Below are 11,859 nucleotides of genomic sequence, written 5' to 3'. Positions count from 1 at the left end.
TTATGTCATTCAACTCATTAGGCTTATCTGATGCTTTACTAAAAGCCATCAGCAAAAAAGGATATACAACACCTTCTCCAATACAACAAAAAGCAATTCCGCCAGTTTTAGAAGGAAAAGATGTATTAGCATCTGCACAAACAGGAACAGGCAAAACAGCCGGTTTCACACTACCCATATTACAATTGTTATCGCAAGGAAAACACTTAAGCCATAGACCTGTTCGTGCCTTAATATTGACTCCAACACGAGAATTGGCAGCACAAATACTTGCCAATATAAAAGAATACAGTGAATTCTTAGATTTACGCAGCACAGTAATATTTGGAGGCGTAAACCAAAAACCGCAAGTTGCTCAATTGCGCCAAGGAGTTGATATTTTAGTCGCCACGCCTGGTCGATTAATCGATTTGCAAAATCAAGGTCTAATATCACTTGCAAAAGTAGAAATCTTAGTTTTAGATGAAGCAGACCGTATGCTGGACATGGGTTTCTTACGTGACATTGAACGAATCTTGAAAGTATTGCCGACAAAAAGGCAAAACTTATTGTTTTCGGCAACCTTTTCAAAAGACATTAAGAAATTGGCAATGGGCATTTTGCACAACCCAGTTCATGTTGAAGCAACTCCGGAAAACACAACAGTAGATGCTATTATCCAAAAAGTATATCCTGTTGCCAAAGAGAAAAAAACAGAACTGATCATTAAATTGATTACAGAAGGAAACTGGAAGCAGATTTTGGTTTTTACCCGTACCAAACAAGGCGCCAATAAACTGACGGAAAGCATGATTAGCGCCGGAATCAAAGCAGCTGCCATTCACGGAAATAAAGGCCAAGGCGCACGAACCAAAGCATTAGCGGGTTTCAAAGACGGAAGCCTAACCGCTTTAGTCGCCACTGATATTGCAGCGCGAGGATTAGATATTCCGTTATTACCGCACGTGGTTAATTTTGAATTGCCTAATATTCCCGAAGATTACGTTCACCGAATTGGTAGAACAGGAAGAGCCGGAGCAAGTGGAGAAGCTATTTCGTTATTCAGTCCGGACGAAACTGTCTTTTTACGTGATATAGAAAAATTGGTAGGCTTGAAATTACCAATAGAAAATATCAAAGGTTTTGAGCCAGACCCTAACGCTTCCAAAGAACCGATTAAACAAGGGCAAGGAAGACAACAGCGCGATTCAACTCCGCGAAAACCAAAAACAGACACCTCAAACCGAAGCAGCAATAACAGTTTTGGCCCAAGACGCCCGAGTCAAAATAATGACCGACGCTCTAATAGATAATTAATTTTTATTGTTTTTTAGGAGCAGAATAAGTTCGTTTCTTAAGAACGTATTTCCCGCTATACATTACAAACCTTCTTAGGGCTGAACACCAGCCCTAAGAAGGTTTTTCATTTCAAACGAAGTTCACTGAACTCCACTTAAAATAAAAGCTAAGTGAAGTAATCGGGGCTATTTAGAGCGTTTTTACTTTCATAATACCATTTTGTAAGTTCAAAGAGCTAGATGAATTGTAAGAAAAAATCAATATATTTGAAGTAAATAGTATGAACGTTGTCATACCCATCTATCCTAAATTGGGTGGCTTGGTATGATTTTGTCATACATGTAAACTAGTTAGTGGCTATATTAACGTAGAAAAAATAACTTATGACAGAAATTGTATATAAATTTTTACCAAAAGAACGAATAGCATATTTAGATGATGAGCTTCTAAGAATAACTCAACCTGCCGAATTAAATGATCCTTTTGAATTTCTGCCTGCCATACCTACGATAGATGATTTTCTTGAAATACTTAAAAAAATCTACACTGAAAACATTGCATTGATTGAAAAATCTCAACTTGAAAAATCTAAAAAGTTCGAGTTGAAAAACGTTCAACTAGGAGAATATAAAACGCAAGTTAAAAAGTTGAAAAATAATGACGTAGGAAATGTAAAAACACACTTTCTTGAAAACGCAATTAAAAATCTCAACACCCATTTAGGTATTCTTTCTTTGACAAGAAGATGGGATAGTACGTTAATGTGGGCACATTACACAAATTCACATAAAGGCCTTTGCATTGGTTTTAATTCACAAGATCCTTACTTTAGTCTATATAAGAAAATAGCAAACGTAGAAAAAATATTTATGCCTGTAATTTATAGTGATGCAAGAATTAAAGTTCCACTTGAAAAAGGCGTTTCAATTGACTTTCAAGTTGTATTATCAAAATCCAAAGATTGGGAATACGAAGAAGAAGAGAGACTTTTAGTTATGCTTAGACAAGCGGATAAAGTAATATCAACCAAACCATATGACATTTGTCTTTATAAAGTGCCACATACTTTGATTAAAGAAATAATAGTCGGTGTAAATTTTCCAAATGACGAATTTGAAAACGTCAAAAACTTTTGTTTTGAAAATGATATAGAGCTTTATAAATGCAAAATATCGGAAGAGAAATATGATATGGAAAGAGAAAAATACAGCCACTAACACACGCTACAATCAATTTGGGGATTTGGCTTAATGGAAAAATTGGTTTGTATTTGGAAGATTTGGCAAATCCGAAAATTAACGCTGATTTAATCCTAAACTGCTTGTAGAGCGGGAACGTTAGGCGTAATATTTAACAAAGTAAACTTAATAAACAATAATTAACGAAAATATGGAATATCCCCCCGCTGCCGCACGAATCCTTTCGTGTGGCACATTGTCGATTTAGCAGAGATAAATATCTGAAATCTAAATAGTTGATAAAAAATATAAAATCTGTTGTTTCCAAATACAACAATAATGTAAAGCATTACTTTACAAATTAGTATTCTATTCATAGGTATTCAAATCTAGTTTAAGAATAGTACCTACTCTACTAAACTCTTCATTAATCTTTGCATTCAAGATAAGTGGTTCATTTGTTATGGGATGATTAAAAATTAACTGATGTGCATGAAGCATCATTCCTTTCAGTTCAAAATTTTCCAACCATAATTTATTTTGTTTGTTACAACCATGTGGCCGACTTCCTAAAATGGGATGAAAAATATGTTTAAAATGTTTTCGTAATTGATGCATACGTCCCGTTTCAGGAATCGCTTCTACCAAACAATATCGTGACGTTGGTTTATTGTTAAATTCTAACTCAATTTGGGTAGTTTGCAATCGATGAAAGTAGGTTATTGCATTTTGTATAATGCCATCATCATTGGTTAAATCATAATCAATCGTTAGTTCTTCGGGTGACCAACCACGTAAAATTGCTAAATACTTTTTTTCGACTTCGCGTGTGGCAAAACGATCATTCATAATTTTTAAAACGTCCTTGTCCAACGCAAATAACAAAACACCAGATGTTTTGCGATCTAACCGATGAATAGGATAAACATGTTGCCCTCCTATTTGATTTCTCAATTCTTGAATAGCATAAACTTTTGCATCACGCGCATAAAATGATTTGTGGACCAGCAATCCACTTGGTTTATTAATTGCTATAATATATTCGTCTTCGTACAGAATTTCTAACATTTGGCAAAAATAAAAGAGATTCCTATCGAAATCTCTTTTTTGACGTATTTATTTCTATACTTTTCTTTTTTCCCCGCTAGCGTGAGCGTATTCTCAATTTTGCAGCCGTGAAACATCTGATATCAAGAATCTGTTTTACCCCAGCCAACCATCACGATCCAAACTTCTATACTGAATTGCCTCTGCAATATGGCTCGAAATTACTGTAGGAGCTGCGTCAAGATCAGCGATTGTTCTCGCTACTTTCAAAATACGATCGTAGGCCCGCGCCGATAGATTCAATCGCTCCATGGCGGTTTTTAGTAATTGCTTGGAAACATTGTCCAAAGCACAATATTCCCGAATGTGTTTGGTATTCATTTGCGCATTGTAATGGATGTTTTCCATTTGCTCAAAGCGTTCGGTTTGAATTTCTCGTGCTTTAGTCACTCTTTTTCGAATGTCAACACTGCTCTCTGCTTTTTGGTCATCCGATAATTTTTCGAAAGGAACTGGAGTTACTTCGATATGAATATCAATTCTATCCAATAAAGGTCCCGAAATCTTACTCAGATACCGTTGCATTTCGTGAGGCGAAGAAGTTTGTGGAGAATCAGGATCATTGAAGAAACCACTTGGACTCGGATTCATACTCGCCACCAACATAAACGAGGAAGGATAAGTAACCGTAAACTTAGCTCTGGAAATTGTCACTTCTCTATCTTCCAAAGGTTGACGCATTACTTCCAAAACATCTCTCTTAAATTCTGGCAACTCATCCAGAAACAAAACGCCGTTGTGCGCCATAGAAATTTCGCCGGGCTGCGGATAACTTCCTCCTCCGACAAGCGCCACATTCGAAATAGTATGATGAGGACTTCGAAACGGACGTTGATTCATCAACCCTACTTCCTTTAATTTTCCGGCAACACTATGAATTTTAGTTGTTTCTAACGCTTCACGCAACGTCATGGGCGGTAAAATACTAGGCAATCGTTTGGCTAACATTGTTTTTCCTGCACCTGGTGGGCCAATCAAAATAATATTATGTCCGCCGGCTGCTGCAATTTCCATGCAACGCTTGATACTTTCCTGTCCTTTGACATCACTAAAATCGAATTCTGGAAAGTCTAAGGTTTTATAAAATTCGGCTCTGGTGTCAATTGTTGTTGGTTCCAGCGTTCCTTTTCCTTCGAGGAAATCAATCACTTCTTGAACATTTTCAATTCCATATACATCTAAACCAGCTACAATCGCTGCTTCTTTTACATTTTGCTTTGGAAGAAAAAAACCTTTAAAACCTTCTTCTTTGGCTTTTATGGCAATTGGCAAAGCACCACGTATCGGCTGAAGGCTCCCATCAAGGGAAAGTTCTCCCATAATGATGTATTTATCAATATCCTCTGCTTTGATTTGACCGGATGCGACCAAAATTCCAATTGTTAAAGTCAAATCATACGCAGAACCTTCCTTGCGCAAATCAGCAGGCGCCATATTGATGGTGATTTTTTTTCCCGGCATGGCGTATCCATTATTTTTGAGTGCCGCCGCAATACGATAACTGCTTTCTTTGATAGCATTGTCTGGCAAGCCAACTAAATGATATCCAATACCTTTATCAATATTTACTTCTACGGTAATTGTTGTAGCTTCCACTCCAAAAACAGCACTACCAAAAACTTTAACTAGCATATTTACTTATTTGATTCTAAAATTAGCTAAACATTTTTTAATTATTATAATTATTCCTACAAAATTTAAAAATGATACAGAATAGTAGAAAATTATGTCAAAATAATTAGAATAATATTACGGAGTCGCTCGATTTGTTTTTTTTCTTCAAAAAACAAATGTTAAAATCTAAAAAAAATAATGCTTAACATATTCCTTTTTTTACTTTTAGAGAATAATTAGAAACTATACTATGAAAAAAATCTTACTTCTACTGTATTTCAGTGTTTTATTACCAAAAACCTACGCACAAGAATACTTTCCCAATAATGAAAGTGTTCAAAACAAAAACACCAATTTTACCGCTTTTACAAATGCAAAAATTTATGTTACACCAACACAAATTATTGAAAAAGGGACTTTATTAATCCAAAACGGAAAAGTTATTGGTGCAGGAAATAACATCGCTATTCCTAAAAACTGCATGACAATTAACTTAGAAGGAAAATCAATTTACCCTTCCTTTATTGATATGTATACCAGTTTTGGAATCGAAAAACCAAAAGGAATCAGCAGTACTGAAAGAAATCCTTTGTATGACACCAAAAAAACAGGACATTACTGGAATGAAAGTATTCGTTCAGAAGTAAATGGATATGAAAGCTTTAAATACGACCAAACGAAAGCTGAAGAATTATTAAAAGCTGGATTTGGTATCGTAGGAACTCACGTTCAGGACGGAATTGCTCGCGGATCAGGAACACTGATTGCCTTGAATAATTTTGAAAAAAGCAATCAATTATTATCTGATAAAGTAACCAATCATTTTGCATTTACTAAAAGTGCCACAACAAATCAAGCCTATCCAAGTTCTTTGATGGGAATGATGGCATTACTTCGTCAAATGTATTTAGATTTAGATTGGTACAAAAAAGGAAATGCCACAACCAAAGATTTATCCTTGGAAGCCTTATCCAATAATGAAAAACTAGTTCAAATATTTGCTTCTGAAGACAAATTAAACAGTTTGAGAGCTTCCAAAATAGCGAAAGAATTTGGTTTAAATTACATCTTGAAAGGAAACGGAAATGAATTTGAACGAATTGAAGAAATCAAAAAAACAAATTCGAAATTTATTATTCCAATCAATTTCCCGGAAGCTTATGATGTTTCTGACCCAAACCAAGCCAATCAAATGGAATTGAAAGATTTGCGTTTTTGGAATCAAGCACCAACCAATCTTAAAGTTTTATCTGATAATGGAATTGTTTTCGCTTTGACGACTGACAAGTTAAAAAAGCTGGAAGATTTTAGACCGAACCTATTAAGAGCCATTAAATACGGATTTGATAAAACGAAAGCATTAGAAGCTTTGACAACTATTCCTGCTTCAATTTTAGGAAAAAGCAATGAAATAGGAAGTTTGAAAACAGGAAGTTTAGCCAATTTTATAATTGCATCCGGTGAGATTTTCAATGAAAAAACAATATTATATGAAAACTGGATTCAAGGGAACAAATTTGTAATTAACGATATTACAATTAAAGATATTCGTGGAAATTATGATTTAACCATTAACACTGAAAAATACAAATGGAAGATTGATGGCGAAGTTTCAGCACCAAAATCTGAAATAACAACTGTTGACAACAAAAAAATAAAATCGAAACTTACTTTTACCAATAACTGGATTTCAACGGTAATCAAACCTATCGATTCTACTAAAACCAGCTTCACAAGATTAATTGGATATGTTGAAGACAATCAGACTCTTTCAGGAAAAGCGGTTTTATTCAATGGAAATGAAGTGAAATGGTCAGCAATAAAAACAGCTCCTTTTGTAAAAGCTATCGATTCCTCAAAAATTGAAAAGAACAATGCAATTATGCCTACAACATTTCCAAATGTTGCTTATGGTAATTTGAAAAAACCAACTACACAAACACTTTTATTTAAAAATGCTACCGTTTGGACCAATGAAAAAGACGGTATTTTAGTAGAAACTGACGTATTGGTCAAAAACGGAAAAATTGCCTCTATTGGAAAAAATATTGCTGACGCTTCAGCAACAATTATTGATGCGAAAGGCAAACATTTAACCAGCGGAATTATTGATGAGCATTCTCATATTGCAATTTCTAATGGTGTAAATGAAGGCGGACACAATTCCAGTGCCGAAGTAACCATCCAAGATGTAGTAAATTCTGAAGACATTAATATATACAGAGATTTAGCCGGTGGAGTTACCATTTCTCAATTATTACACGGTTCAGCAAATCCAATAGGTGGACGTTCTGCAATTGTAAAATGGAAATGGGGCGCTTCTGCAGAAGAGATGCTTTACAAAGATCAACCTGGTTTTATCAAGTTTGCTTTGGGAGAAAATGTAAAACAAGCAAACTGGGGAATCACTAATCCTACTCGTTTTCCTCAAACCAGAATGGGTGTGGAACAAGTTTTTACAGATTACTTTCAACGTGCTAAAGAATACGATACCGCTTGGAAAAATTACAATGCAACTGGTAAAAAAGCAAAAGCGAAAGCTCCAAGAGTGGATTTAGAACTACAAACATTAGCTGAAATATTAAATAAAGAGCGTTTCATTACTTGTCACTCTTATGTACAATCGGAAATTTTGATGTTAATGAATGTAGCTGATAAATTTAATTTTAAAGTAAATACATATACCCATATTCTTGAAGGATATAAAGTTGCCGATAAAATGAAAGAGCATGGTGTAGGAGCCTCAACTTTCTCAGATTGGTGGGCTTATAAATTTGAAGTAAATGATGCCATTCCTTTCAATGGACCTATTATGCACAATGCTGGACTTGTGGTAGCCTACAACTCTGATGATGCTGAAATGTCAAGAAGATTGAATCAAGAAGCAGCAAAAGCAGTAAAATATGGTAATATTTCAGAAGAAGACGCATGGAAATTTGTAACCTTGAATCCTGCTAAATTATTACATATCGATGATAAAGTAGGAAGTATAAAAGTAGGTAAAGATGCTGATATTGTATTGTGGAATGCCAATCCGTTATCTATTTATGCAAAAGCTGAAAAAACGTTAATCGAAGGTGTAGTCTATTATGATGCTCAAAAAGATGCAGAACAAAGAGTAGCTATTGCTAAAGAACGAAATGAGTTGATTGGTCAATTATTGCAAGAGAAAAATAAAGGGATGATCACTCAAGAACCTAAAAAAACAGAGAAAAAAGAATACCACTGTGATACTATGGAAGAATAGCGGAATAATTTGAATTTCAAAAAACCGAGCTTTTACAAAAAAGCAAAGCAATTTTTAAAAATATATAAATATGATTAGTAAAAAAATATATCTTTTAGTGTTAGTCTGTAGCATCTCAATACTTGCAAGAGCACAACAAACACCAGCCGTTAAGCAATCAAAATCTATTTTGATTCTTAATGCTACGGCACATTTAGGAAATGGAGAAATAATCGAGAACAGCGCAATAGGATTCGTTGACGGAAAAATTAATTTGGTAGCAGATGCCAGAGTGATTCGGCTTGCAGAAGGCGCGTATGATCTCACTATTGACGCCGCAGGAAAACATGTTTATCCCGGCTTTATTGCCCCAAATTCAACACTGGGTTTAGTAGAAATTGACGCCGTAAAATCTTCTGATGATGAAGACGAGATTGGGACCATGAACCCTAATGTTAGAAGTATTATTGCCTATACGGCTGACTCTAAAGTAATAGAAACTGTTAGACCAAACGGCATTTTGATGGCTCAAATCACACCACGTGGCGGAACAATATCTGGTTCTTCATCAATTGTTCAACTGGATGCTTGGAACTGGAAAGATGCACTTATAAAAGAAAATGATGGAATTCATGTTAACTTCCCTACTACTTTTAGAAGATCAGGTTCCCGATTTGAACCAGGAGGTATTGAAACCAATAAGGATTATGCAAAACAAGTTTTAGAGCTGTCTGCTTTTTTAGCTAATGCCAAAGCCTATTTAGGGGATGGTTCAAAAGATCGAAATTTGGTTTTAGAATCTACTAAAGGATTGTTTGATGGAAGCCAAACATTATTTATTCATGCCGATGAAGAAAAACAAATTATCGATGCAGTACAATTTGCAAAAGAAAATGGAGTTAAGAAAATGGTAATTGTTGGTGGATACGAAGCCTACAAAACAGCCGAATTATTGCAAAAAAATAATATTGGCGTATTACTTAAACGAGTTCATGAAATGCCAGAAAATGATGATGATGATATTGACTTACCATACAAATCAGCTAAATTATTGACAGACAAAGGTGTTATGGTAGGCTTAGAAAATAGTGGTGCACATGAAAGAATGAACACTAGAAACTTACCGTTTTTAGCGGGAACATGTGCTGCATATGGTCTAGACAAAGAGCAAGCTTTGCAATTAATAACATCAAATACTGCCAAAATATTGGGAATTGATGCTCAATGTGGCACCTTAGAGCAAGGAAAAGATGCTACTTTATTTATATCCGAAGGTGATGCTTTAGACATGAGAACCAATAAATTGACCAATGCTTTTATTCAAGGAAGAACGATTAGTCTGGAAACGCATCAAACAAAGCTGAACGAAAGATATAAAACAAAATACAATCAAAAATAAATTAAAATAATGGGACTATTTAATGCCATCTTAGGCAATGCATCTGAAGTAAACATTGAAAATGTTTCAAAAGAATTTGAGCCAATCTTAATTGATGGAGAAATAATTGAGAAAGCATTCAAACTCATCCGTGACATGTTTGTTTTTACTAATAAAAGGCTGATTTTAGTCGAAAAACAATTGGTTGGAACCAAAGCTGATTATGTATCAATCCCCTATTCCAGCATCAAGAAATTCTCTAAAGAAAGTGCCGGTATAATGGATTTGGATGCAGAATTAAAAATTTGGTTAAACAACGATAATACACCAATTGTCAAACAATTTGGTAAAGGAGGAAACAACATCAATGAAGTGTATAAAATTCTAAGCCAACATCTTTTAAAATAAAGACATAATTCATTAACTTTAACTTTAAAAAATTGCATCAATTGTATTCATTTCGATTGGTGCATTTTTTTTAATGATATTCAACTTTTAGTATAAAAAACAGAAGCGTTAGGATATAGACTTACTAATTCTTAAAATAATTGTTATATTATCTCCTAAAAAGATAATTTCTCTTAACCTTACTTTAACAAATTGCAAATTTTAACTTTAAATTATAATATACCCATAATGAAATAGGGTCTAGATTAAAAAAATGACAAAAATAAAACATTAAGTCATATTTTTAAAGGGGCTTATTAATGATTTTTATATTTTTATCGAAATTTAAAACTAAAAAACAATGCGAAAAATTATTTTAAGTGTGATATTAATCACGATTTTGGTATTAACCCTTTGTTCAAATTATTTCATAATTGACAGCCCTGCTCCAACAGAAGCTGTAAAATTTGATACCGGCGACACAGCTTGGATGATTGTTGCAACTGCACTTGTATTGATAATGACACCAGGTCTTGGTTTTTTCTACGGGGGAATGGTAGGAAAAAAGAATGTCATCAGTACTATGCTTCAAAGTTTTATGGCAATGATAATTGTTACTGTTTTATGGGTAGTTGTTGCCTTTGGTTTATCATTTGGTCCTACAATAGGAGGAATAATTGGTAATCCGTTACCTAATTTGTTTTTTCAAGGTGTTAATACAAATACCGCATGGAGTCTTGCTCCTACAATACCTTTTATGTTGTTTGCTTTATTTCAAGCAAAATTTGCAATCATTACACCTGCCTTAATAACAGGAGCTTTTGCAGAAAGAATTCGTTTCTGGGCTTACCTATTATTTATGGTATTATTCATATTACTTGTTTATGCTCCATTAGCACACATGACTTGGCATCCAGATGGTGTTTTCTTTAAAATGGGAGTATTAGATTTCGCTGGAGGAACTGTAGTTCACATGAGCGCTGGATGGGCTGCACTAGCCGGAGCAATTTTCTTAGGAAAAAGAAAAATACAAAAAGTTAACCCTGCACGTATTACTTACGTATTGTTAGGTACTGGTTTATTATGGTTTGGATGGTTTGGTTTCAATGCAGGTTCAGCATTAGGATCTAATGGTTTAGCTGTACAAGCATTAGGTACAACAACTGTAGCTGCTGCTGCTGCTGGAATGGCTTGGGTATTTCTTGATAAAATTCTTGGACACAAACTTTCTGCAATGGGAGCATGTATTGGTGCTGTTGTAGGTTTAGTAGCTATTACGCCTGCTGCAGGTTTTGTAACTATTCCTCATGCAATGTTCATCGGTATATTTGCCAGTATTGTTAGTAATCTAGTGGTTAGTAAATTCCCTAAAGGTAAAATTGATGATGCTTTAGATGTATTTGCTTGTCACGGTGTTGGTGGTATGGTTGGTATGCTATTAACAGGTGTATTCGCTTCTAAAACTGTTAACTCAGTAGTAGGAGACAACCAAGGACTTATCTTTGGTGATGCTACATTATTTTTAAATCAATTAACTGCTTTAGTTATAGTTTCAGTATTTGCATTTTCAGCATCTTATTTCCTTTTCTTTATTGTAAATAAAATAACTCCACTAAGAGTAAGTGAAGAAAAAGAAGAATTAGGTTTAGATATTTCTCAACACGGTGAGTTTCTATAAATCGATTTTTATA

At 34.5% G+C, this 11,859-nt stretch carries 8 protein-coding genes; 6 read left to right on the top strand and 2 right to left on the bottom strand.

Features of this window, described 5'->3' with window-relative positions; translation table 11 throughout:
* The first annotated feature begins 2 nt into the window (after positions 1-2).
* Both Q1W72_RS14550 and Q1W72_RS14545 read left to right on the top strand, forming a co-directional pair.
* Positions 3-1,292 carry a DEAD/DEAH box helicase gene (locus Q1W72_RS14550; protein WP_302136031.1) on the top strand — a complete coding sequence of 430 codons (1,290 nt, stop codon included), beginning with the start codon at positions 3-5 and terminating at the stop codon, positions 1,290-1,292.
* Between the two features lie 369 nt (positions 1,293-1,661).
* Positions 1,662-2,495 (top strand): DUF2971 domain-containing protein, encoded by an 834-nt coding sequence (locus tag Q1W72_RS14545; RefSeq protein WP_099714989.1) that lies wholly within the window; start codon positions 1,662-1,664, stop codon positions 2,493-2,495.
* A gap of 330 nt (positions 2,496-2,825) precedes the next feature.
* Here the strand turns inward: Q1W72_RS14545 and Q1W72_RS14540 are convergent, their stop codons facing one another.
* Together Q1W72_RS14540 and Q1W72_RS14535 are read right to left on the bottom strand one after the other, a co-directional pair.
* The gene (locus tag Q1W72_RS14540; protein ID WP_302136030.1) at positions 2,826-3,524 is read right to left on the bottom strand and encodes a pseudouridine synthase; all 699 of its coding nucleotides are present in this window, start codon (positions 3,522-3,524) and stop codon (positions 2,826-2,828) included.
* 135 nt (positions 3,525-3,659) lie between these two features.
* A complete protein-coding gene (locus tag Q1W72_RS14535) occupies positions 3,660-5,195 on the bottom strand; it encodes a YifB family Mg chelatase-like AAA ATPase (protein WP_302136028.1) in 1,536 nt (511 codons plus the stop codon).
* Between the two features lie 232 nt (positions 5,196-5,427).
* On the opposite strand from Q1W72_RS14535, the gene Q1W72_RS14530 reads away from it, so the two are divergent.
* The 4 genes from Q1W72_RS14530 (at position 5,428) to Q1W72_RS14515 (ending at position 11,846) form a co-directional block, all read left to right on the top strand.
* On the top strand, positions 5,428-8,424 hold the full coding sequence (locus tag Q1W72_RS14530; RefSeq protein ID WP_099714984.1) for an amidohydrolase family protein: 2,997 nt from the start codon (positions 5,428-5,430) through the stop codon (positions 8,422-8,424).
* Between the two features lie 70 nt (positions 8,425-8,494).
* Positions 8,495-9,802 carry an amidohydrolase family protein gene (locus tag Q1W72_RS14525; protein ID WP_099714983.1) on the top strand — a complete coding sequence of 436 codons (1,308 nt, stop codon included), beginning with the start codon at positions 8,495-8,497 and terminating at the stop codon, positions 9,800-9,802.
* A gap of 9 nt (positions 9,803-9,811) precedes the next feature.
* Positions 9,812-10,189: a PH domain-containing protein gene (locus Q1W72_RS14520; RefSeq protein ID WP_099714982.1), complete on the top strand. Its 378-nt coding sequence runs from the start codon at positions 9,812-9,814 to the stop codon at positions 10,187-10,189.
* A 340-nt stretch (positions 10,190-10,529) separates the two neighbouring features.
* Positions 10,530-11,846, top strand: a complete 1,317-nt coding sequence (locus tag Q1W72_RS14515) for an ammonium transporter (RefSeq protein WP_099714980.1) — start codon at positions 10,530-10,532, stop codon at positions 11,844-11,846.
* Positions 11,847-11,859 lie beyond the last annotated feature (13 nt).

Source organism: Flavobacterium sp. ZE23DGlu08, from assembly GCF_030505335.1.
GTDB classification, from domain to species: Bacteria; Bacteroidota; Bacteroidia; order Flavobacteriales; family Flavobacteriaceae; genus Flavobacterium; species Flavobacterium algoritolerans.
This window is presented reverse-complemented; position numbering and strand designations above follow the sequence as displayed.

Bases quoted from the DNA above. Each gene is read 5' to 3' on its own strand.
- Q1W72_RS14515 (WP_099714980.1), top strand. From the start codon at position 10,530: ATGCGAAAAATTATTTTAAGTGTGATATTAATCACGATTTTGGTATTA.
- Q1W72_RS14520 (WP_099714982.1), top strand. From the start codon at position 9,812: ATGGGACTATTTAATGCCATCTTAGGCAATGCATCTGAAGTAAACATT.
- Q1W72_RS14525 (WP_099714983.1), top strand. From the start codon at position 8,495: ATGATTAGTAAAAAAATATATCTTTTAGTGTTAGTCTGTAGCATCTCA.
- Q1W72_RS14545 (WP_099714989.1), top strand. From the start codon at position 1,662: ATGACAGAAATTGTATATAAATTTTTACCAAAAGAACGAATAGCATAT.
- Q1W72_RS14540 (WP_302136030.1), bottom strand. From the start codon at position 3,524: ATGTTAGAAATTCTGTACGAAGACGAATATATTATAGCAATTAATAAA.
- Q1W72_RS14550 (WP_302136031.1), top strand. From the start codon at position 3: ATGTCATTCAACTCATTAGGCTTATCTGATGCTTTACTAAAAGCCATC.
- Q1W72_RS14530 (WP_099714984.1), top strand. From the start codon at position 5,428: ATGAAAAAAATCTTACTTCTACTGTATTTCAGTGTTTTATTACCAAAA.
- Q1W72_RS14535 (WP_302136028.1), bottom strand. From the start codon at position 5,195: ATGCTAGTTAAAGTTTTTGGTAGTGCTGTTTTTGGAGTGGAAGCTACA.